At 74.4% G+C, this 20,086-nt stretch carries 22 protein-coding genes; 13 read left to right on the plus strand and 9 right to left on the minus strand.

All coding sequences use genetic code 11. The annotated features are described in order from the left end of the window. The first annotated feature begins 4 nt into the window (after positions 1-4). Positions 5-1,966 (plus strand): heavy metal translocating P-type ATPase, encoded by a 1,962-nt coding sequence (locus ACFYWG_RS07195; RefSeq protein WP_389199827.1) that lies wholly within the window; start codon positions 5-7, stop codon positions 1,964-1,966. A gap of 346 nt (positions 1,967-2,312) precedes the next feature. Next, positions 2,313-2,714: an SseB family protein gene (locus tag ACFYWG_RS07200; protein WP_376329901.1), complete on the plus strand. Its 402-nt coding sequence runs from the start codon at positions 2,313-2,315 to the stop codon at positions 2,712-2,714. Positions 2,715-2,742: 28 nt separating this feature from the next. On the opposite strand, the gene ACFYWG_RS07205 is transcribed toward ACFYWG_RS07200, so the two are convergent. Then, entirely contained in the window at positions 2,743-3,132 is a 390-nt protein-coding gene (locus ACFYWG_RS07205; protein WP_389199829.1) for a MarR family winged helix-turn-helix transcriptional regulator, read from the minus strand. Positions 3,133-3,446: 314 nt separating this feature from the next. Here ACFYWG_RS07205 and ACFYWG_RS07210 point away from each other — a divergent pair, with 314 nt between their 5' ends. The 9 genes from ACFYWG_RS07210 (at position 3,447) to ACFYWG_RS07250 (ending at position 9,858) form a co-directional block, all read left to right on the plus strand. Next, positions 3,447-3,704, plus strand: coding sequence for an ArsR/SmtB family transcription factor (locus tag ACFYWG_RS07210; RefSeq protein WP_389199831.1), 258 nt, complete (start codon positions 3,447-3,449; stop codon positions 3,702-3,704). Between the two features lie 202 nt (positions 3,705-3,906). Beyond that, complete coding sequence (gene crcB, locus ACFYWG_RS07215) at positions 3,907-4,389, plus strand: fluoride efflux transporter CrcB (protein WP_389199833.1); 483 nt, start codon at positions 3,907-3,909, stop codon at positions 4,387-4,389. Continuing rightward, positions 4,386-4,766, plus strand: a complete 381-nt coding sequence (locus ACFYWG_RS07220) for a DUF190 domain-containing protein (protein WP_389199835.1) — start codon at positions 4,386-4,388, stop codon at positions 4,764-4,766. Before crcB (ACFYWG_RS07215) ends, ACFYWG_RS07220 begins: the two co-directional genes overlap by 4 nt. After that, entirely contained in the window at positions 4,763-5,110 is a 348-nt protein-coding gene (gene crcB / locus ACFYWG_RS07225; protein WP_383508497.1) for a fluoride efflux transporter CrcB, read from the plus strand. The genes ACFYWG_RS07220 and crcB (ACFYWG_RS07225) overlap by 4 nt, the downstream gene beginning before the upstream one ends. A gap of 178 nt (positions 5,111-5,288) precedes the next feature. Then, complete coding sequence (locus ACFYWG_RS07230) at positions 5,289-5,969, plus strand: FadR/GntR family transcriptional regulator (RefSeq protein ID WP_389200730.1); 681 nt, start codon at positions 5,289-5,291, stop codon at positions 5,967-5,969. Beyond that, entirely contained in the window at positions 5,966-6,310 is a 345-nt protein-coding gene (locus ACFYWG_RS07235) for a hypothetical protein (protein ID WP_389199837.1), read from the plus strand. The genes ACFYWG_RS07230 and ACFYWG_RS07235 overlap by 4 nt, the downstream gene beginning before the upstream one ends. A 32-nt stretch (positions 6,311-6,342) precedes the next feature. Beyond that, positions 6,343-7,359, plus strand: a complete 1,017-nt coding sequence (locus ACFYWG_RS07240) for an asparaginase (RefSeq protein WP_389199839.1) — start codon at positions 6,343-6,345, stop codon at positions 7,357-7,359. A 120-nt stretch (positions 7,360-7,479) separates the two neighbouring features. After that, on the plus strand, positions 7,480-8,889 hold the full coding sequence (gene aspA, locus ACFYWG_RS07245) for an aspartate ammonia-lyase (protein WP_376329885.1): 1,410 nt from the start codon (positions 7,480-7,482) through the stop codon (positions 8,887-8,889). 36 nt (positions 8,890-8,925) lie between these two features. After that, positions 8,926-9,858 carry a glutaminase gene (locus ACFYWG_RS07250; RefSeq protein WP_376329883.1) on the plus strand — a complete coding sequence of 311 codons (933 nt, stop codon included), beginning with the start codon at positions 8,926-8,928 and terminating at the stop codon, positions 9,856-9,858. A 162-nt stretch (positions 9,859-10,020) separates the two neighbouring features. On the opposite strand, the gene ACFYWG_RS07255 is transcribed toward ACFYWG_RS07250, so the two are convergent. The 3 genes from ACFYWG_RS07255 to ACFYWG_RS07265 form a co-directional block, all read right to left on the minus strand. Continuing rightward, complete coding sequence (locus ACFYWG_RS07255) at positions 10,021-11,193, minus strand: D-alanyl-D-alanine carboxypeptidase family protein (RefSeq protein ID WP_389199842.1); 1,173 nt, start codon at positions 11,191-11,193, stop codon at positions 10,021-10,023. Positions 11,194-11,343: 150 nt separating this feature from the next. Beyond that, the gene (gene rho, locus ACFYWG_RS07260; protein ID WP_389199844.1) at positions 11,344-12,483 is read right to left on the minus strand and encodes a transcription termination factor Rho; all 1,140 of its coding nucleotides are present in this window, start codon (positions 12,481-12,483) and stop codon (positions 11,344-11,346) included. A gap of 653 nt (positions 12,484-13,136) precedes the next feature. Then, entirely contained in the window at positions 13,137-13,535 is a 399-nt protein-coding gene (locus ACFYWG_RS07265; protein ID WP_389199846.1) for a nuclear transport factor 2 family protein, read from the minus strand. 70 nt (positions 13,536-13,605) lie between these two features. Here ACFYWG_RS07265 and ACFYWG_RS07270 point away from each other — a divergent pair, with 70 nt between their 5' ends. Both ACFYWG_RS07270 and ACFYWG_RS07275 read left to right on the plus strand, forming a co-directional pair. After that, on the plus strand, positions 13,606-14,172 hold the full coding sequence (locus ACFYWG_RS07270) for a PadR family transcriptional regulator (protein WP_376329877.1): 567 nt from the start codon (positions 13,606-13,608) through the stop codon (positions 14,170-14,172). A gap of 4 nt (positions 14,173-14,176) precedes the next feature. Then, positions 14,177-14,923 (plus strand): class I SAM-dependent methyltransferase, encoded by a 747-nt coding sequence (locus tag ACFYWG_RS07275; RefSeq protein WP_389199848.1) that lies wholly within the window; start codon positions 14,177-14,179, stop codon positions 14,921-14,923. Positions 14,924-15,160: 237 nt separating this feature from the next. Here ACFYWG_RS07275 and ACFYWG_RS07280 read toward each other — a convergent pair whose 3' ends face one another. The 5 genes from ACFYWG_RS07280 to ACFYWG_RS07300 all read right to left on the minus strand — a co-directional run bounded on the left by ACFYWG_RS07280 (position 15,161) and on the right by ACFYWG_RS07300 (position 19,739). Continuing rightward, positions 15,161-16,366 (minus strand): serine hydrolase domain-containing protein, encoded by a 1,206-nt coding sequence (locus ACFYWG_RS07280; protein ID WP_389199850.1) that lies wholly within the window; start codon positions 16,364-16,366, stop codon positions 15,161-15,163. Between the two features lie 119 nt (positions 16,367-16,485). Next, positions 16,486-17,454 (minus strand): acetylxylan esterase, encoded by a 969-nt coding sequence (locus ACFYWG_RS07285; protein ID WP_383508466.1) that lies wholly within the window; start codon positions 17,452-17,454, stop codon positions 16,486-16,488. Positions 17,455-17,786: 332 nt separating this feature from the next. After that, positions 17,787-18,542, minus strand: coding sequence for a ferredoxin reductase (locus tag ACFYWG_RS07290; RefSeq protein WP_389199853.1), 756 nt, complete (start codon positions 18,540-18,542; stop codon positions 17,787-17,789). Further along, positions 18,535-19,140, minus strand: coding sequence for a sulfite oxidase-like oxidoreductase (locus ACFYWG_RS07295; protein WP_383508460.1), 606 nt, complete (start codon positions 19,138-19,140; stop codon positions 18,535-18,537). The genes ACFYWG_RS07290 and ACFYWG_RS07295 overlap by 8 nt, the downstream gene beginning before the upstream one ends. Positions 19,141-19,301: 161 nt before the next feature. Next, on the minus strand, positions 19,302-19,739 hold the full coding sequence (locus tag ACFYWG_RS07300) for a MarR family winged helix-turn-helix transcriptional regulator (protein WP_389200732.1): 438 nt from the start codon (positions 19,737-19,739) through the stop codon (positions 19,302-19,304). Between the last annotated feature and the right edge of the window lie 347 nt (positions 19,740-20,086).

Genomic DNA, 20,086 nt, shown 5'->3' on the forward strand with positions numbered 1-20,086 from the left:
CCTCATGACTTCCACCCTCACGCCGCGGCCGGCCGAGCGGGCGGAGCCCGCGCGTGCCGGGGGCGGCCCCCGGCGGCGCACCCGTCTCCTCGCGCTGCCCGAAGCCCGCTGGGCCGCGGCGGCCACCGTCTGCTTCCTGCTCGCGCTGCCCCTGCAGCTGACCGGCGCGCCCGCCTGGGCCTGGGGACCGCTGTACGCGCTGGCGTACGTCACCGGCGGCTGGGAGCCGGGCTGGGAGGGGCTCAAGGCCCTGAAGGAGCGGACCCTGGACGTCGACCTGCTCATGGTCGTGGCCGCCCTGGGCGCGGCCTCCATCGGGCAGGTCATGGACGGCGCCCTGCTCATCGTCATCTTCGCCACCTCCGGCGCCCTGGAGGCCCTGGCCACCGCCCGGACCGCCGACTCCGTCCGCGGGCTGCTCGACCTGGCCCCCGCCACCGCGACCCGGATCGGCCCCGACGGCACCGAACACACCGTGCCCGTGGAGGACTTGTCCGTCGGCGACACCGTCCTGGTCCGCCCGGGCGAGCGCGTCGGAGCCGACGGCACGGTGCTCGACGGGGCCGGCGAGGTGGACCAGGCGACCATCACCGGGGAACCGCTGCCCGTGGCGAAGAGCCGGGGCGACGAGGTGTTCGCCGGCACCCTCAACGGCACGGGCGCCCTGCGGATCCGGGTCGGGCGCGACGCCTCCGACTCGGTCATCGCCCGCATCGTCCGCATGGTGCAGGAGGCGTCCGAGACCAAGGCGCCCACGCAGCTGTTCATCGAGAAGGTCGAACAGCGCTACTCGCTGGGCATGGTGGCCGCGACCCTGGCCGTGTTCCTGGTGCCCCTGGCCTTCGGCGAGCAGCTCACCGACGCACTGCTGCGCGCCATGACGTTCATGATCGTGGCGTCTCCGTGCGCGGTCGTCCTCGCCACGATGCCGCCCCTGCTCTCCGCCATCGCCAACGCCGGACGGCACGGCGTGCTGGTGAAGTCCGCCGTGGTGATGGAGCGGCTGGGACAGGTGGACGCGGTCGCGCTCGACAAGACCGGCACGCTCACCGAGGGCAGCCCGCGGGTGACCGACGTCCGCGTCCTGCCCGGATCCGCCCTGGACCAGGGAGAGTTGCTGGCCCTGGCGGCCGCCGCCGAGCAGCCCAGCGAGCACCCGCTGGCCCGGGCGGTCGTCGCAGCCGCCCGCGACCGCGGCCTCCACGTGCCCGGGGCCCGCGACTTCACGTCCGCGCCCGGCGTGGGGGTGACCGCCCTCGTCGACGGCCGTACCGTCGCGGTCGGCGCGCCCGCCCGGCTGGCGGACACGGCGGCCGAGACGGCCACCGAACTGGAGGAGTCCGGCCGGACCGCCGTGCTGGTCGTCGTCGACGGCGTCCCCGCCGGACTGCTCGGCATCGCCGACCGGCTCCGCCCCGACGCCGCCTCCACGGTCGCCTCCCTCACCGCGCTCGCCGGGACCGCCCCGGTGCTGCTCACCGGCGACAACGCCCGGGCCGCGGCGCGGGTCGCCGCCGAGGCCGGCATCGCCGACGTGCGCGCCGGGCTGCTGCCCCAGGACAAGCTCACCGCCGTCCAGGAGCTGGAGCGGGCGGGACGCCGCGTGCTGGTCGTCGGGGACGGCGTCAACGACGCGCCCGCCCTGGCCGCCGCCCACACCGGGGTCGCCATGGGCCGCGCCGGGTCCGACCTCGCCCTGGAGACCGCCGACGCCGTGGTCGTGCGCGACGAGCTCGCCGCCGTCCCCGCCGTCGTCGCCCTGTCCCGCCGCGCACGCCGGCTGGTCGTGCAGAACCTCGTCATCGCCGGGGTGTTCATCGCGGGGCTGGTCGTCTGGGACCTCGCCGGTGACCTGCCGCTGCCGCTGGGCGTCGCCGGCCACGAGGGATCCACGGTCCTGGTCGGCCTCAACGGCCTGCGGCTGCTCAGGGAGTCCGCGTGGCGCCGCGCGGCGGCCGAAGGGTGAAGCAGACGGAGAACCGGGTGGCGGGCGGCGGCCGCGCCTCACGCCGCCTCCTGCCGTCCGCCCGGACCGGGTAGGGGAGTCCGGCCGCGGAGGCTCCCGTCACCTGAGCGGTCGCGTGCCCCGCGCGGAGCCCCCCGCGTACGCCGCCGCTTGCCCCGCGCGCGGAGCCCTCTCTCACGGGCGGCTGCGTCCTGCGCCGGCTTCCGGAAGCGGGTCCCGGCGGCCCGCGAACTCTCAAGATCCGTAAGGATTGCGCCGGAACCGTTCGGGTACGCGAGCAGGAACGCGCTCGGGGCGGATCATGCCCCGGGCGGGACGCACGACCGCCGCTACCAGGGAATCTGCCATGGAGACACCTGCAAACGACCCCACGCCCACGCCCGCCCAGCGGGCTCTGGACGTCCTCGCCGAGAACACGGAGGACGCGGCGGCTCTGGACGCGCTCGCCAACAGCGACGTGCTCATCCCCGTGCCCGACGACGCGAGCGACGGCGACGCCGCCAACCCCTCGGCGGTGGCCCTGCCCGTGCTGGAGCAGCCGGGCGGCGAGCCCGTGGTGCCCGTGTTCACCTCCGAGGTGGAGATGGCCGGGCTGCTGCCGTTCGTGTCCCGCTACCGGCTGGTGCCGCTCGGCGCCCTGGCCGCACAGTGGCCGGCCGACGACCTGTCGCTCACCATCGACGGCAGTTCCGAGCACCGCCTGACGCTGACCTCGGAGGGAGTGCGCACCCTGCTGGCACGCCCGTAGGGCGGCCGGCCCCGTCCGGGCCCGGGCGCTACTCGCCCAGGGTCCGGGCCAGTGCGGCCCGCTGCAGCGGCAGCACCTCGGCGTGCAGGGCACGCCCCTTGTCCGTCAGCGCCACCCACACCCCGCGCCGGTCCTCCATGCACACCGACCGCGTCACCAGCCCGTCCTTCTCCAGCCGGGCGATCAGCCGGGACAGCGCGCTCTGGCTGAGATGGACCCGGCCCACCAGGTTCTGCACCCGGCACTGCTCGCCCTCCTCGGCCGTCGCGGACGCGAGCATGTCCAGCACCTCGAAGTCGGACGCGCCGAGTCCGTGCGGATGCAGCGCCCGGTCGATCTCGCACATCGTGCGCGCGTGCGCCGACAGGATGTCCCGCCACCGTTCCTCGAGCCGCACACCGGCCGTTGTCCCTGCCATAGGTGCACGGTAACACCGGCAGGACCGTTCCATGAGTGTGCATGCACTCCTCGCGCACGGCCCGGGGAGGGCCCGGCGGCGGGGCAGGCCCCGGCGGCCTGCCGGCGACGGCCGGGCAGGTACCGGCCGATGCGGGCGGCCCCCCGGCCCGATGGGGCGGCCGACCTCCCCGCCGGTGAGCGTGATCACGAACTCCGCCCCGCGCCACGGCAGTTCGGTATCGGTCAACGACGGCGAGTGCCGGACAGCGCCACCGCGGCTGCGAGACAGTGGAAGGGCGCGGCGAGGACGTCGCCGCGAGGCAGGGGCACGACATGCTGAGGACTCCCACGGACGAGACGCGGCTGCGCATCCTGGCCTGGCTCAAGGAGCCCGGACCCGCCGCCGACGGGGTCACCGCGGACGCCGTCGCCGAGCGGTTCTCGCTGGCGCCGCCGGTGGCCCGCACGCACCTGCGGCTGCTGGCGGCCACGGGCCTGCTGCGCTCCCGCGGGGCCGCCGGCGCCGAGCGCTACCACCGCGACGACATGCGCATCGCCGAGGTGGCCCGGATGTTCGAGAAGGGCTGGTAGACGTGCCCCCGGGCAGCCGGCCCTCGACGTGACCCCGCCGCGCGGACGGGGTTAACCTGAACGCGGCCGCGGGCGTCCGACCCGCGGCGCGGCGGTGGGGCCCGCCGTACCCGAACCGCGGCGCAGGCGCCGCCAACGGTCCCTACTTGCGACGGCACGCGCCCGCACACCCCGGGTCCCGGCGAGTAGGAGACGCACCACCGTGACAGCCCCGCAGGAGCCCCTGAGCCGCACGGCCCGCTCCGGCCGCCCGTCCGCCCGGCGCGCGCAGCGGCCCGTGGTCGCGGTCGTGGCGCTGGGCGGGGCGGCGGGCGCCGCCGCCAGGTACGCGGCGTCCCTGCTCTGGCCCTCGCCGCCGGGCGCCTTCCCCTGGACCACGCTCTGGGTGAACGTCGCCGGATGCGCCGTGATCGGGGTGTTCATGGTCCTGGTCACCGAGCACCGGACGGTCCACCCGCTCGTGCGCCCCTTCTTCGGCACCGGCGTCCTCGGCGGCTTCACCACCTTCTCGACCTACGCCGTCGACGTCCAGAAGCTGCTCGACGGCGACCGGCCGGCGACCGGACTCGCCTACCTCGCGGCGACCCCGCTCGCCGCCCTGGCGGCGGTCTTGCTCGCCGCGGCGGCGACCCGCTCCGCCGTCAAGGCGGCGACCCGCTCCGCCCTGAAAGGGAGGCAGCCATGACGGCATCGTCCGGCCGAGCCCTGCGACTCACCGTCGTCGTCGGCGAGAACGACACCTGGAGACACAGGCCCCTCTACTCGGAGATCGTCCACCGGGCCCACGCGGCGGGACTCGCCGGCGCCTCCGTCTTCCGCGGCATCGAGGGCTTCGGCGCCTCCTCCCTCATCCACACCGCACGGCTGCTCTCGCTCGGCGAGGACCTGCCCGTGGCGGTCGTGATCGTGGACACCGCTCCGCGCGTGCGCGCCTTCCTGCCACAGCTCGGCGAACTCGTCACCGACGGGCTCGTCACCGTCGACGAGTGCGAAGTGATCCGGTACGCCGGACCCGGGGATCGTCCCGGCACACCGGACACGGACGGTGAGAAGTCGCCGTGAACTGGCTGCTGGTCGTCTGCGGCGCGATGGTCGGCGCCCCCCTGCGCTACCTGACCGACCGCATGGTCCAGGCCCGGCACGACTCCGTCTTCCCCTGGGGCACCTTCACGGTGAACATCACCGGCTGCCTGCTCCTCGGACTGCTCACCGGCGCCGGGGCCCAGCTGCAGCTGCTGCTGGGGACCGGCCTGTGCGGGGCGCTGACGACGTACTCGACGTTCTCCTACGAGACGCTGCGCCTCGCGGAGAGCGGGGCGCGGCTGCAGGCGGCCCTCAACGTCGCCGCGAGTGTGGCGGCCGGCGTGGCCGCGGCCTTCGCGGGGGCGGCGCTGGTGCGCCTGTGAGGCGCGCGGCCGGCATCCGGATCGTCGCGAATTGCTGCTGCTCGGCCTGCTCGGACCAGGTGTGCCGAGCGACTGAGTGCCCGGCGCTTGACAGGAGGAACCCCCGGCCCGGAGTATCTGTCTCGTGAGCCTGTCAGACAGCCGGACAGCCGGACAGCCCGTGCGCCGGGTCAGCGCCATGGAAGCGGTGCTGGCCCACCTGCGCGGTGCCATCGAACGGGGCGAGTACGCCATCGGCGACAAGCTCCCCTCCGAGGCCGAACTGTGCCGCACCCTCGAGGTCTCGCGGCCGGTGCTGCGCGAGGCGCTCCGGGCGCTGCAGACCATGGGGCTGACCGTGTCCCGTACCGGCAAGGGCACCTTCGTCGTCGCCGGCGCCGTCGAGGACCCGACCTTCGGCGACTACGCGGCGAGCGACCTGATGGAGGTGCGCCGCCACGTGGAGATCCCCGTCGCCGGGTACGCGGCCCTGCGCCGCACCCCGGAGAACCTCGACCACCTGGCCCATCTGATGGACCGGATGGAGCGGGAGACGGACACCACCGCCTGGGTCGCGATGGACACGCTGTTCCACCTCGCTGTCGCCGAGGCGGCGCAGAACCCGGTCTTCCGGCGGGTCATCGAGGAGATCCGGGACGCACTGGCCCGCCAGTCGGCCTTCCTCAACGAACTGGGCGGCCGACGCGAGCAGTCCAACCGCGAGCACCGCGCGATCGTCGAGGCGCTGACCGACCGGAGCGAGGAGGACGCGGTGGCGGCCATGACCCACCACCTCGACCGCGTCGAGACGACCCTCACCGACATCGTGCGCTCACCGCGCACGGATGACGCCCGCACGGAAGGCGGGGCGGGGCGTTGAGCGGGCCGTCCCTGCGCGCCGAGGTGCGCGCCGAGGTCCACGAAGAGGCGCACCTCGCGGTGCGCGACGCGGTGCGCGACAAAGTGCAGAAACGTTCCAGCTGTGTCGGCGCGGGCGACGCGGGGCGCAGCCGGCCGGGCCACCGGCACCCGGGCTCCCCCCGGGCCGCGAACGCGACGCCGCCGTTCCGCGCCTGCGCCCCGGCCCCCCTGCACGCCTCCGGCGGCGCCCGGCGCACCACCGTGCCGTCCCCGCCGCCGATCGCCGGGGCCCCGGCCGCCGGACGGTCCGCCGCCCCCGGCCGTACCGCCCGCATGTCCACCACCGGATCCGGCACGTGACCGGCGTGCCGTCCCACGAGAAGCAGGCAGTGATGTTCAGCAGTTCCCCCGCGGACGCACCCCTGGTCCGCGAACCCGCCCACGCCCCCGTCGCCCACCTCGTCCGCGACGGCGTCGTCGAAGGCGTCCACCACGGCTCCGTCGTCGTCCTCGACGCCGACGGGGAGATCACGCTGCGGCTCGGAGACATCGAGGCCGCCTTCTACCCGCGCTCCGCGATCAAGCCCGTCCAGGCCGTCGCCATGGTCCGGGCCGGACTCCCGCTGGAGGGCGAGCTGCTGTCGCTGGCCGCGGCCAGCCACTCCGGGGAGGAACGCCACCTCGCCGGCGCCCGGCGCATCCTCGAACTCGCCGGGCTCACCGAGGACCACCTGCGCAACGTCCCGGACATGCCCTACGACCCGGCCGTCCGGGACGCCTGGGTGCGTGCGGGCCGGATGCCCTCGCGGCTCGCGCAGAACTGCTCCGGCAAGCACGCGGCCATGCTCTACACCTGCGCGCTCAACGGCTGGCCCCTGGAGAACTACCTCGACGCGGGCCACCCGCTCCAGCAGGCCGTCGCCGAGATCGTCGAGGACCTCACCGGGCAGCGCATCGCCAAGGTCAGCGTCGACGGCTGCGGCGCGCCCCTGTTCTCCATCTCCCTGCACGGCCTGGCCCGGGCCACCGCCCGGATCGTCTCGGCCGCACCGGGTACGCCCGAGGCACGCGTCGCCGACGCCATGCGCGAGCACGCCGAGATGGCCTCCGGCACCGGCCGGGACGTCGCCGCGCTGATGCGGGCCGTGCCGGGGATGCTGTCCAAGGACGGCTTCGAGGGCGTCCAGGTCGCCGCGCTGGCCGACGGGCGGGCCGTCGCCGTGAAGATCGCCGACGGTGCCGACCGGGCGCGCGTGCCGGTGACCGCGGCCGCGCTGGCCCGGGCCGGCGTCGACCCCGCGCTGCTCAAGGAGTTCGAGGGGGAGCCGCTGCTCGGGGGCGGGCGGGAGGTCGGACGCGTCCGGGTCGTGCCCCGGCTCGAGTCTCCTGCCGGTGCCACCGGCGCCTGAGCACCTGCCGGATTCCCCGTCGGCGCCCGCGGCGCTCCCGCGGTCGCCCGCGCAGTTCCCCGCGCCCCTGAGCAAGGGGCGCGTCCACCCCGTTCCGCAGAAAAGGGATCCCTCACCCTCATGACCGCCGCCACCCGCTCCGAGCACGACCTGCTCGGCGACCGTGACGTTCCCGCCGACGCCTACTGGGGTGTGCACACCCTGCGGGCCACGGAGAACTTCCCCATCACCGGCACCCCCATCTCCGCCTACCCGCACCTGGTCGACGCGCTGGCCGCGGTCAAGGAGGCCGCCGCCCTCGCCAACGAGGAACTCGGCCTGCTGGAGCCGCGGAAGGCCGCCGCGATCGCCGAGGCGTGCCGGGAGATCCGCGACGGCAAGCTGCACGACCAGTTCGTCGTCGACGTCATCCAGGGCGGCGCCGGCACCTCCACCAACATGAACGCCAACGAGGTCGTCGCCAACCGGGCGCTGGAGCTGCTCGGCCACGCCAAGGGCGACTACCGCCACCTGCACCCCAACGAGGACGTCAACCTCGGCCAGTCCACCAACGACGTCTACCCGACCGCCGTGAAGATCGCCACGGTGTTCGCGGTGCGCGGCCTGCTCGACGCGATGGCGGTCCTGCAGGACACGTTCGCGGCCAAGGCGGTCGAGTTCCGCGACGTGCTCAAGATGGGCCGCACCCAGTTGCAGGACGCCGTCCCCATGACGCTGGGGCAGGAGTTCTCGGCGTACGCCGTCATGCTGGACGAGGACCGGGCCCGGCTCGCAGAGGCCGTGGAGCTGATCCACGAGATCAACCTCGGCGCCACCGCCATCGGCACCGGCCTCAACGCCCCCGCCGGCTACGCCGAGTCGGCCCGCCGTCACCTGTCGGCCCTCACCGGCCTGCCGCTGGTCACGGCGGCCAACCTGGTCGAGGCGACCCAGGACTGCGGCGCGTTCGTGCAGATGTCCGGGGTCCTCAAGCGCATCGCGGTGAAGCTCTCCAAGAGCTGCAACGACCTGCGGCTGCTGTCCTCCGGGCCGCGCGCCGGCCTGGGGGAGATCAACCTGCCGCCGGTGCAGGCCGGTTCCTCGATCATGCCCGGCAAGGTCAACCCGGTGATCCCGGAGGTCGTCAACCAGGTCGCCTTCGAGGTGATCGGCAACGACGTCGCCATCACCATGGCCGCCGAGGCCGGGCAGCTCCAGCTCAACGCGTTCGAGCCGCTCATCCTGCACTCCCTGTCGGAGTCCGTCACGCACCTGCGCAACGCCTGCCTGGTCCTCGCCGAGCGGTGCGTGGCCGGCATCACCGCCAACACCGAGGCACTGCGCGCCAGCGTGGAGAACTCCATCGGCCTGGTCACCGCGCTCAACCCGCACATCGGCTACACGGCCGCCACCGGCATCGCCAAGGAAGCCCTCGCCACCGGCCGGGGCGTGGCCGAACTCGTGCTGGAGAAGGGCCTGTTGCCGGCCGACCGGCTCGCGGACCTGCTCCGCCCCGAGGTGCTGGCCGGCAGCGGCCCGGCGCCGGCCTGACCCGCTGACGCGCGCCCCGACCGGCCGGAAGGAACAATGACGATCATGACGCCGCCGACCACCTTCCAGCCGGTCCTGGAGCGCATCGCCGAGGAGATCGAGCGCACGCCCGGCCGCGGCCGGCCCGCCGACTACATCCCGGCGCTCGCCGCCCGCGACCCGCGCCGCTTCGGCATGGCCGTCGCCGAGCCGGACGGCACGGTGTACGGCGTGGGGGACTGGCGCGAGCCGTTCTCCGCGCAGTCGATCACCAAGGTCTTCACCCTCGCCCTGGACCTGGCCCGCGAGGGTGACGCCCTGTGGGAGCACGTGGGCCGCGAGCCCTCCGGCAACCCGTTCAACTCGCTGGTGCAGCTGGAGTACGAGAACGGCATCCCGCGCAACCCCTTCATCAACGCGGGCGCGCTGGTCGTCACCGACCGGTTGCACACCCGCACCGGTGACGCCTCGGGAGAACTGCTGGCGTTCCTGCGGGCGGAGAGCGGCAATCCCGACCTGACCTTCGACCGGACCGTCGAGGCCTCCGAGTCCGCCCACGGCGACCGCAACGCGGCCCTCGGCCACTTCATGGCGTCCTACGGCAACATCGACAACCCGGTGCCCACGCTCCTGGACCAGTACTTCCGCCAGTGCTCGATCGCGGCGTCCTGCGCCGACCTGGCCCTGGCCGCGGGGTTCCTCGCCCGGCACGGCGTCCGGGCCGACGGCACCCGCCTGCTGACCCGCAGCCAGGCCAAGCAGATCAACGCGATCATGCTGACCTGCGGGACGTACGACGCGGCCGGCGACTTCGCCTACCGGGTGGGCCTGCCCGGCAAGAGCGGCGTCGGCGGCGGCATCGTCGCGGTGGTCCCGGGCCGCTGCACCCTGTGCGTGTGGAGTCCGGGCCTGGACGAGCGGGGCAACTCGGTCGCCGGGGTGGCGGCCCTCGACCGCTTCACGACCCTGACCGGCCTGTCGGTGTTCTGACCCACCGAGGACCGGACCCCGGCGGGGCTTTGGTCCGGGGACCGGACCCCGGCGGGGCGTTCACGTGCCGCCGGCCGTGCGGATCCGCCGGGCCGGCGCGGGGCCGGGGAAGGCGGCTCCGTCCGCCGCCTCCCCGGCCCACGGGTCGCGTCGCCCACCGGGTCAGGGCCGGCTCTTCCTGCGGACGGGGATGCGCAGCACCAGCACGACGACCGCGGCTCCCGTCCCGGCGGCCCCCGCGATCAGGACCGCCGAGCTCCAGACGGATCCCGGCTGCTCCGACACGGCCGCGGCGACCGCGGGCGGTGTCGTCGCCACCCGCGCCGCGGGGCGCGGGGCACCGAGCGAGCCGACGGCTTCCACCCGCCCCGCCGAGCCGAAGCCCCAGTCCAGCAGGCTGCGGGCCTCCTCGTAGACGGTGGAACTGTCGCCCTCCTGCGGGTTCATCACCGTCACGACCAGAGTGCGGCCGTCCCGGCGCGCCGCCGCCACCAGGGTGTTGCCGGCCTTGCTGGTGTAGCCGTTCTTGATGCCGATCATCCCCCGGTAGGGCTGCACACCGTGCGCGCCGCTCAGCAGCCGGTTGGTGTTGCGGATCGCGTACGACCCGCCGGCCCCCGGGAACCTGGCCTCCACCGTGGCGCAGTACCGGGCGAAGTCGGGGTTGCGCAGCCCCGTCCGTCCGAAGAGCGCCAGGTCGTACGCGGACGACACCTGGCCCGGGGCGTCGTAGCCGTCGGGGGACACCACCCGGGTGTCGAGGGCGCCGAGCGAGCGTGCCTTGGCCTGCATCCGCTGCGCCGTGACCCGCCAGCCGCCGTTGAGCTCGGCCAGGACGCGCACCGCGTCGTTGCCCGAGTTCAGGAAGACCCCGCGCCACAGGTCGTCGACCCGGTACGTCCGCCCTTCGGCGACCCCGACGAGGCTGCTCCCGGCGCCGATGCCTCGCAGCTCCTCCGCACGGACGGTGTGCCGGACACCCGCCGGGAGCGAGGGCAGCACCGTGAGCGCGAAGAGCGTCTTGAGGGTGCTGGCCGGGGGCAGCCTGCGGTGCGCGTTGTGGGCCGCCAGCACCTCACCCGTCCGGGCGTCGGCCACCAGCCAGGACAGCGCGGAGACCTTCGGCACGCGGGGCACCCCGGCGCGCGGACGCACCTGGACACCGGGCCGGTGCAGCAGCGACGGGAGCGGGGCGGCCGCTTGGGGCCCGGCCGGCGGAGCCGTTGGTTCCGCCCGTCCGGTGTCGGCGGCCGCGGCGGGCACCAGGACCATCAGGCCCGCCGCACACAGCGCGCCCGCCGATACGGCCAGCCTTGAGGAGAATCCGATGATCATACGAATCAACGTAGAAACGAACAGGCTCTCCTGGGCCGCCGACGGGGCCGTAGACCCCGCGCCGGCACCCGGATGGAGGCAGCCGGACGGAGGCAGCCCACGGGAAGGAGGCGGTCGGCCGGTACGAGGGCCGTTTCACGACGGCCGGCATCACGACGGCAGGGTGGGCCGGACGCGCCGCAGGAACGCCGCGTTGTCCGGCGTCTCGCGCATCCGCTCCAGGAGGGTTTCCAGGCCGCTCGGCCCGTCGTGGTCGCGCAGCGCCCGGCGCAGACCGCGGACCGTCGCCAACTCGTCCGGATCCAGCAGGAGTTCCTCGCGCCGGGTGCCGGAGGGGATGATGTCGACGGCCGGGAAGAGGCGGCGGGAGGCCGGGTCCCGGCTCAGGCGGAGCTCCATGTTCCCGGTGCTCTTCAGCTCCTCGAAGTAGAAGTCGTCGGCCCGCGAGCCGGTCTCCACCAGCGCGGTGGCCAGCACCGTGAGGGAGCCGCCCTCCTCGGCGGCGCGGGCCGCTCCGAAGAACCGCTTCGGCCCGGCCAGCGCCGACGCGTCGACGCCACCGCTCAGGATGCGGCCACCGGGGGCGGCCGCGTTGTTGTGCGCCCGGCACAGCCGGGTCAGCGAGTCGAGGAGCACGACCACGTCCTCGCCGGCCTCGACGCGCCGCTTGGCGCGCTCGATCACCAGCTCGGCGAGTGCGAGGTGCTGCCGGGCGCTCCGGTCGAACGTCGACGCGTAGACCTCGCCCCGCACGGCGCGCCGCATGTCGGTGACCTCCTCGGGCCGCTCGTCGAGCAGCAGCACCATCAGCCGGCACTCGGGGTGGTTGCCGGCGACGGCCGCGGCGAGCTGCTGCAGGAGCACCGTCTTGCCGGTCTTCGGCGGGGCCACGAGCAGTCCGCGCTGGCCCTTGCCGACCGGTGCGATCAGGTCGACGACCCGCCCGGCGAGACCGGCGGCCGGGTGCTCCAGGCGCAACCGCCGGTGTGGATGCAGGGGCGTCAGGTCCTGGAAGCGGCGGCGGCTCGCCGGCTCGGCCGGTGGGCGGCCGTCGATCGCCACGACGTCGGCGAGACTGCGACGGTCGCCGAGGGAGCCCTCGACGAAGTCGCCCTTGCGCAGGCCGTACCGGCGGATCAGGGCGGGGGAGACGGCGGGGTCGGCGGGGGTGGGCAGGCAGTCGGGGCCGCGCAGGTGCCCCTTCCCGCCGGAGTCGACGTCGAGGACGCCGGCTGTGGTCCGGGTCTCGGCGCGCGGCCGGACGGCCGGGGTGTCGAGTGTGGTGGTCATCGTGGGGGTGTCCTTTCACGGACGGACGTCATGAGACATGCGTGGGAGGGGGAGAGCCGCGAGGGGACGCTCGGAGCGCCCGGAAAGCGGCGGGGAAACAGCACCCGGGCGCGTCAGCGCACGCACGGCAGTGCTGTGGAAGAAGAGAAGAGAGGCGAGAACCGCACCGGCGCCCACGAAGAGAGGGGCGTGCACGAGTGCTGTTCGCACGCTACCACCCGGAGTCGTTCCGGGGGAGGAGCCGTGGACCGGCGGACGGCTGACGGCCCGTGCGGCAGGGGATCCCGCGGCTCGGCCGGCCGCCACGAGCGAAGCTCCGGGCGCACCGTCCGCGGTCGGCGCGGCCAGGCGATTCCTCGCTCTCGCGCAGCCGTCGCACGGCTGGTCCCGCTGTCGTCAACACCGTGACGGCCTCGTCCATTCCTTCCCGGAGGGGTGCCGCGTCCGGTGGTCCCGGACGCACGGGCCCGCCGCTCACGCAGCCGTGGCGCGGCAGCAGCTCCGCCCCTCACCGGGGCGGGTGACGGCCCGTGCCCCGGGCCGCGCGAAGGCCGGGGCCGGCGTGCCCGGCCGACGCCTAGGTGCATACGACTGCGGGCGGGCCGCCGTGCCCGGCGGCCCGCCCGCTCACGTCCCTGCACGCGCGCGCCCGTTCACACGGAGCGGGCCCGGGCGTCCTCCGCGATGCGGTCGAACTGCTCGCCCATGGCGGCCGCGAGCGCCTGGGCGGCGGACAACGGGCGGACCATCACGGTGAATTCGTCGATGAGGCCGTCCTCGTCGACGTGGATGAAGTCGCAGCCCTGGATCTCCCGGTCGCCCACGCGCGCGGTGAAGACCAGGGCGTGGTCCCGCCCCTGCTCGTCGTTGATCTCGCGCACGTAGCGGAAGTCCTCGAAGACCCCGGAGACCGCGCGCAGGATGGCGGCCGTGATCGCCTTCCCGGCGTACGGCTTGAAGACGACCGGGCTGGTGAACACCACGTCCGGCGCCAGCAGCGCCTCGGCGGCGTCGAGGTCGAGGGCTTCGACCGCCTCACGGAATGCACGCATCTCAAGCCGCCTTGGTCAATTAGTTGAGTAGGTGCGCAGTAGATTAATCAACCCTTGGTACGGTGTCCACATGTCTCTGAAGTACGCCGTCCTGGCCGCCCTCCTGGAGGGCGAGGCGTCCGGCTACGAGCTGTCCAAGCTGTTCGACGTGTCGCTGGCGAACTTCTGGGCCGCCACACCCCAGCAGCTCTACCGGGAACTGGAGCGGCTCGCGCAGGACGGCCTGATCGAGGCACGGGTCGTGCGCCAGGAACGGCGACCGGACAAGAGGATGTTCACCCTCACCGAGGAGGGCCGCCGGGACCTGCGGGCCTTCGCCGCCGCACCGCCGAGGCGCCCCACCGCCATCCGCGACGAACTCCTCATCAAGATCCAGGCCATGGACGACGGTGTGGACCCCGCGGCGACCCGCGCCCTGGTCGAGGAGCGCCGGGACTGGGCCCGGGGCAAGCTGGCCCGCTATCTGCGCGTCCGCGAGCGCCTCCTGGCCGGCCGCACCGAGGAGGAGTACCTGCGCGAGGCCGACCGCATCGGGCCCTACCTCACCCTCATGGGCGGCATCTCCTTCGAGGAGGACAACCTCCGCTGGTGCGAACGCGTACTCACCGTCCTGCGGCAGCGCGCTCCCCTAGGCTGAGCCGATGTTCAGCCCCGAAGGCCCCACCCTGCGCGAGCTCGCCGTCCAGGCGCTGTCGTCCGTGGAGCGCGGCTACGACCTGCTCGCGCCGAAGTTCGACCACACCCCCTTCCGGACGCCCGACGCGGTCCTCGACGCCGTCGCCGACGCCCTGCGGCGCACCGGGCCCCACGGCGCCGGGCTCGACCTGTGCTGCGGCACCGGGGCCGGTGTCGGCGTCCTGGCCGAGGTGTGCCGGGAACGCGTCACCGGCGTCGACTTCAGCTCGGGCATGCTGGCCGTCGCGCGCGCTCGTACCCGCCCCGCGGGGCCGGCGGTCTCCTGGGTCCGCGCCGACGCCCGCGCCCTGCCCTTCACGGCCGCTTTCGACCTGGTCGTCAGCTTCGGCGCCTTCGGACACTTCCTTCCGCGCGAACTGCCCGGACTGTTCGCCCAGGTGAGGTCCGTGCTGAGGCCGGGCGGCAGCTTCGCGTTCCCCGTTCTCGCCCCGCCCCGCCCCGGGTCCCTCGGCTACTGGACGCTGTTCGGCTTCGACGCGGTCATGCGCGTGCGCAACGCCCTGTGGCGGCCCCCCTTCGTGATGTACTACCGCGCCTTCCGCCTCGGTGACGTCCGCCGCGAGCTCCTGCGTGCCGGCTTCGAGGTGGAACTGCAGGCGCTGCCCGGGCTCGGACGGCGACCGGACGGCAGCCCGCGGGCGCGCCTGGTCGTGGCCCGGGCTCCGGGGCCGGTCAGCCGCGCAGGAACGTGAGCGGACTGTCGTCGAAGGCCCGCTCGCAGTCGCCCACCAGGCCGTGCGGGGCGCCCGGGTGGACTTGAACCCACCAGGACCGCGTCGCGCAGGTCCAGCGCCTCGATCGGTTCGGCCAGGTCGCCGGCGCACCGGTCCGTGTCGTTGCCCCGCCCCGGCCGGCGCGAGCGGCCCTGCGCCACCGCGCCGAAGCCGTGCCCGGCGACCAGCCGCGCCCGCCCTTTCGGGCGCCGGCGTTCACAGAGCGCTGTACAGGGCCCCGACCAGCGCCTTCTTCCTCGGGTCGTCCGCGATGTGCGGCCCCATGCGGTTCATCACGTAGCCGAGGGCGACCCCGGCGTCCGGATCGGCGAGGCCGCAGGAGCCGCCGTAGCCGTCATGACCGAAGGCGCGCGGATTGGGCCCGTAGGAGCCGCCCGGGCCGCTGAGCCACAGCCCCAGTCCTGTCTCCGTCTCGCCGCCCAGCCCGGCGCCCAGGACCAGGTCGAGGCACGGGCCCTGCCCCTCCCGCACCCGCTCGACCGCCTCCGGCGACAGCAGGCGCACACCCCGCAGGGCGCCCCGCCCCGCGAAGACGGCGTACAGCTCGGCGACCGCACGCGCGGTGCCGTGGCCGTTCGCCGCGGGGATCTCGGCGGTCCGCCAGCCGGGCGAGTTGGCCGCCGCGGCCGACACCGGCGGGTTCGCCAGCGCGGCGAGCACCACGGGCGAGGGCTGCGCGGAGGCGGTCGCCTGCTCACCCCCCGGAGCCGCGGGCGGCTGCACCAGCTCCGCCACCCGCCCGAAGTCCTTCTCCACGACGCCGATGCGGAAGTCGGCACCGAGCGGTCCGCTCACCTCCCGCTCCAGGAAGGCCGCAGGCGACAGCCCCGACACGCGCCGCACCACCTCACCGACCAGATGACCGTAGGTCAGCGCGTGGTAGCCGGACCGGGTGCCGGGCTCCCACCAGGGCTCGGTGGCCGCAAGGCGCTGCGTGGTCAGCTCCCAGTCGCACAGCTGCTCCAGCGAGTGCGGCTCGCGCAGCCCGGCCAGCCCCGCGCGGTGGGACAGCAGGTGCCGTACCAGGACCTTGTCCTTGCCCGCCGCGGCGAACTCGGGCCAGTACGCGGCCACCGGCGCGTCCAGGTCCAGCAGGCCGCGGTCGGCGAGGAGGTGCGCGCACAGGGCCACCGGCCCCTTGGTCGTGGACCACACGTTCACCAGCGTGTCCCGCTCCCACGCCCGGGTGCGTGCCGCGTCCGCCCAGCCGCCCCACAGATCCACCACCGTACGGCCGTCCCGGACCACGGCCACGGCGGCGCCCAGCTCCTGCCGCTCCCGGAAATTCTCCTCGAACGCCCGTCGCACCGCCGCGAAACGCGGCTCGCAGTGGCCGTGCACCTGCGGCTCGCGGCCGCCGTGCACCTGTGTCCCGTCCCCGGAGTCCTCGTACCCGGACATGAACCCACCCCTCCACCGGCACGTCATGGGGCCTGGGACGGTGACGCCGCGGCCCGGGCCCGATGAACGTACCGACCGGTCGGACCGGAAGGGAAGGGGGAAGGCGGGGAACGGCCGGATCAGATGTACGAGCGCATCCAGCGCAGCTTGGCCGCCTCCTGGAAGGGGCCGCCGCCCTCGTGGTCGTTGAAGTCGTAGACCTCGATCGCCTTGTCCTCGTGCGCCCAGGCGTTGAAGGCCGCGAACACGGTCGAGGGCGGGCAGGTCTGGTCCTCCAGCGCGGCCGAGAACAGCGCCGGGGCCCGGCCGCGGGAGGCGAAGTGGACGCCGTCGAAGTAGGACAGCGTGCGCAGCACCTGCTCGCCACGCCCGCGGTGCGTCTTCAGGAAGAGGCCGATCTCCCGGTACGGGTGACGGTCCGTCAGCACGGCCGCGCGCGGGAAGTCGCACAGGAACGGCACGTCCGGCGCGATGCCCGCCAGGTCCGGCACCAGCCCGCCGACCGCGAGCGTGATGCCGCCGCCCTGGCTCGACCCGACGGCCACCGTGCGCGCCGGGTCGGTCAGCGGATGCGATCGGGCCGCCTCCACGGCACGCACCGCGTCCGTGAAGACGCGGCGGTAGTAGTAGTTCTCGGGCGCGTCGACCCCGCGCGTCAGGAAGCCGGGGAAGGCGGGCCCGCCGCCCACCGGATCGGCCGTGCCGCCGCCTCCGCCCCAGACGCTTCCCTGGCCGCGGGTGTCCATCACGAAGTGCGCCCGGCCCGTCGACGCCCACAGCAGGTGCTCGTGCGGCAGGCCGCGGCCCCCGCCGTACCCGATGAACTCCACCACCAGGGGCAGCGGTTCCTCCGCCCCGGCGGGCAACGTCAGCCAGCCCTTGACCGGATGACCGCCGAAGCCCGCGTACGTCACGTCGAGGACCCGGACCGTGGACAGGCCGGTGTCGACCGGCTCGAAGCGGGCGTCGAGGTCGTGCGCGCGTGCCTCCCGGAGGGTCGTGGACCAGAACGCGTCGAAGTCCCCGGGTTCCACGGAGGCGCTGCGGTAGGTGCGCAGTTCGTCGGCCGGAAGGTCGAACAGGGCCATGCGATCCACCTTGGGTGTGAACGGCTGCCGGAGCGGTGCGGACGATCACCCTACGGGGGTGGCCGGAAGGGCGGCCAGGTGCTCCCGCGCCGGTGGGGCCGTCACACGCTGCGGTGGTCCACCGCGGTCCGATCCGGGCCCGTGCCCGCTCCCACTCGGCCGGTCTGCGGCGCAGGGCGATCGGCGTACGGCGAAGTGGCCGAGCAGCACCAGCAGGACCGCGCCGCCCGAGGCGCCCGTGCCCATGGTGAGAGTGTGCTGCCGCGCCGTCGCGCCGTCGCACCGTCCAACGGGGGCGGGGCGAATTGGTGCGGAGAGCGCCCCGCTCGCCCTCAGCCGAAGCGCTCGATCCGGATACGGTCCACGGGCTGGCCCGCGGCGACGAGCAGCCGGGAGGCGTGCTCGGCGAACGAGTTGGAGCCGCACACATAGGCTTCCCACCCACCGGGAGGCTGGTCGGCCAGGAGCGGCGCCACATGTGCGGCCGCCATACGGCCCACCGCCACACCTTCCGGCGCGCTCCGGGTGAACACCACGGTGGTCTCGCTGCCCAACTCCCGCGCGTAGATGAGGTCTTCGGGACTGCGCGCGGACACCACCATGCGCAGCGGCAGGTCCAGGTCGCGCGCCCGGTGGTGACGCACCATCGACATCAGCGGCACGACCCCGGAACCGGCGCCGATCAGCAGCGCGGGCCGGTCGCCCGGCCAGGCGAAGAACCCGCTCACGGGACCCCGCAGCTCGACCCGGTCGCCCGGGCGGGCGGTCCCGTGGAACCACCCCGAGACCTCGCCCCCGTCGACGCGGTCGAGGGTCAGCTCCACATGGCCGGAGTCGTCCGGCGCCGACGCGATCGAGTAGTGGCGCTGCGCCACATAGCCGTCCTCGGCGGTGAGCCGGACCATCAGATGCTGCCCGGGCACATGCCCCGGCCAGCCCGGCACCGCGAACCGGAACGTGGCGGCACGCGGGGTTTCGGGGCGGATCTCCGCCAAGGTCGCGGTCCGCCACACCGAGGCGGCCTGCTCGTTCACGGCGATCCGCCCCGGCACCGCGAAGCGCGTGGGCGGCACGAAGGTCTCAGTCACCGGAGTACCTCTGCTCCTCCCAGGGGTTGCCCCGCGCGTGATAGCCGTTCGACTCCCAGAACCCCGGCTCGTCGTGGTCGAGGATGCGCAGGCCGGCGATCCACTTCGCGCTCTTCCAGAAGTACAGGTGCGGCACCACCAGCCGGGCCGGACCGCCGTGCTCGGGAGCGAGCGGCCGGCCGTCGTACTCCCAGGCGATCCAGGCGCGCCCGCCGGTGAGGTCGGCCAACGGCAGGTTGGTGGTGTAGCCGGTGTGCGCGTAGGCAACGGCATGGGTGGCGGACCCATGGGGCCGGACCACATCCAGGAAGGCGTCCAGGGACACGCCCGAGAACCGCACGCCGAACTTCGACCAGCCGGTCACGCAGTGGATGTCGCCCTCGTAGCCCGAGGCCGGCAGCCGGTGCGCCTCCTCCCAGTCCCAGGTGCGGGGCTCCTCGACCAGCCCGTCGACGCGGAAGGTCCACTCGGCGGGTGACAGCTCGGGAGTGACCTCGGCGGACAGGACCGGCCAGTCGTCGCGGGCGTCGTACTGCCCGGGCGGCAGGGCGGGACCGGTGCCGCGCGGGCGACCGGTGAAGCCTCGGGTGATGTGCATGCGGTGGTGCCTCCGGGCCGGTCCGCGGTGCCCCGCCGGGCCGGCGTGCTCGGTGATTGCCTGCCCCACCGTACGTGGTCCGCCGCCTCACGTGCTGCGCGGCCATGTGCGGGCCCACCGGGGCCGTGTGCGGTGACGGCCGTGGGAGGTGGGTTGCAGCACTATGTGGTGGCCGTCCGTGGCTGGTGGGCGTCCGCGTCCTGCTCCTCTGCACCCGGGCCCGGCGAGCTGTTGTAGCGCACCAGGTAGTCGGCGAAGCGCTCCAGGTCCTCGGCGGGCCAGCTCGCCAGCCGCTCCCGGAAGGCCGTTCTGCGGCTCCGCGTGACCTGCGCCAGGATGCGCTGCCCTGCCTCGGTCAGATGGAGCACCTGCACGCGCTGGTCGTCGGGGTCCGGGCGGCGCGCGACCAGCCCCGCCCGTTCCAGCGCGGTCACCTGACGGCTCACCGTGGACTTGTCCAGGGCGTAGTGGGTGGCCAGGTCGGTGGCCCGGCACCCGCCGCTCTCCTCCAGATGCCCGAGCAGCGTGTAGGACACCAGCGACAGCTCCGGGTGCATCCGCCCCGCGGCGGCACGGGCCCGGCGGGCGAAGACCGTCATCTCCCGCTGGATGGTCTCCACCGCGTCGGCGGTGCGCCGGGTCTGCGCGGAGTGGGCGGTGGGCACCGTCACCTCCTCGAACGCCGGGGCTCCCCTCCCATCGTTGCATGGGCCAACCACTTGCGCGCCCTGGGCGCCGAACCCGGGGATCCCACCGAGCCCTCGGGCCGCCCGATCGGTCGGGTAGGGTTGCCGTCCGGCCGGGGACGGACCCGGCCGCCGGAAAGCCGAGGAGGTGAGACCCATTACCGCTGTGTCAGCTCGGGTGCTCTCCCTCCGACCTCGCGCGGATCGCCGGTCGTAGGCGTCCGCTGAGCGCCCTTCGGCTCTCGAAAGGCTCCTGGCTT

This window comes from Streptomyces sp. NPDC003456 (assembly GCF_042878735.1).
GTDB lineage: Bacteria > Actinomycetota > Actinomycetes > Streptomycetales > Streptomycetaceae > Streptomyces.

Coding starts and splice junctions, on each gene's coding strand:
- rho (WP_389199844.1), bottom strand. CDS start 12,483: ATGACCACCACACTCGACACCCCGGCCGTCCGGCCGCGCGCCGAGACC.
- ACFYWG_RS07250 (WP_376329883.1), top strand. CDS start 8,926: ATGACGATCATGACGCCGCCGACCACCTTCCAGCCGGTCCTGGAGCGC.
- ACFYWG_RS07220 (WP_389199835.1), top strand. CDS start 4,386: ATGACGGCATCGTCCGGCCGAGCCCTGCGACTCACCGTCGTCGTCGGC.
- ACFYWG_RS07275 (WP_389199848.1), top strand. CDS start 14,177: ATGTTCAGCCCCGAAGGCCCCACCCTGCGCGAGCTCGCCGTCCAGGCG.
- ACFYWG_RS07280 (WP_389199850.1), bottom strand. CDS start 16,366: ATGTCCGGGTACGAGGACTCCGGGGACGGGACACAGGTGCACGGCGGC.
- ACFYWG_RS07255 (WP_389199842.1), bottom strand. CDS start 11,193: ATGATCATCGGATTCTCCTCAAGGCTGGCCGTATCGGCGGGCGCGCTG.
- ACFYWG_RS07210 (WP_389199831.1), top strand. CDS start 3,447: ATGCTGAGGACTCCCACGGACGAGACGCGGCTGCGCATCCTGGCCTGG.
- ACFYWG_RS07270 (WP_376329877.1), top strand. CDS start 13,606: ATGTCTCTGAAGTACGCCGTCCTGGCCGCCCTCCTGGAGGGCGAGGCG.
- ACFYWG_RS07240 (WP_389199839.1), top strand. CDS start 6,343: ATGTTCAGCAGTTCCCCCGCGGACGCACCCCTGGTCCGCGAACCCGCC.
- ACFYWG_RS07195 (WP_389199827.1), top strand. CDS start 5: ATGACTTCCACCCTCACGCCGCGGCCGGCCGAGCGGGCGGAGCCCGCG.
- ACFYWG_RS07265 (WP_389199846.1), bottom strand. CDS start 13,535: ATGCGTGCATTCCGTGAGGCGGTCGAAGCCCTCGACCTCGACGCCGCC.
- ACFYWG_RS07205 (WP_389199829.1), bottom strand. CDS start 3,132: ATGGCAGGGACAACGGCCGGTGTGCGGCTCGAGGAACGGTGGCGGGAC.
- ACFYWG_RS07300 (WP_389200732.1), bottom strand. CDS start 19,739: ATGACGGTCTTCGCCCGCCGGGCCCGTGCCGCCGCGGGGCGGATGCAC.
- aspA (WP_376329885.1), top strand. CDS start 7,480: ATGACCGCCGCCACCCGCTCCGAGCACGACCTGCTCGGCGACCGTGAC.
- ACFYWG_RS07200 (WP_376329901.1), top strand. CDS start 2,313: ATGGAGACACCTGCAAACGACCCCACGCCCACGCCCGCCCAGCGGGCT.
- ACFYWG_RS07295 (WP_383508460.1), bottom strand. CDS start 19,140: ATGCACATCACCCGAGGCTTCACCGGTCGCCCGCGCGGCACCGGTCCC.
- ACFYWG_RS07230 (WP_389200730.1), top strand. CDS start 5,289: ATGGAAGCGGTGCTGGCCCACCTGCGCGGTGCCATCGAACGGGGCGAG.
- ACFYWG_RS07285 (WP_383508466.1), bottom strand. CDS start 17,454: ATGGCCCTGTTCGACCTTCCGGCCGACGAACTGCGCACCTACCGCAGC.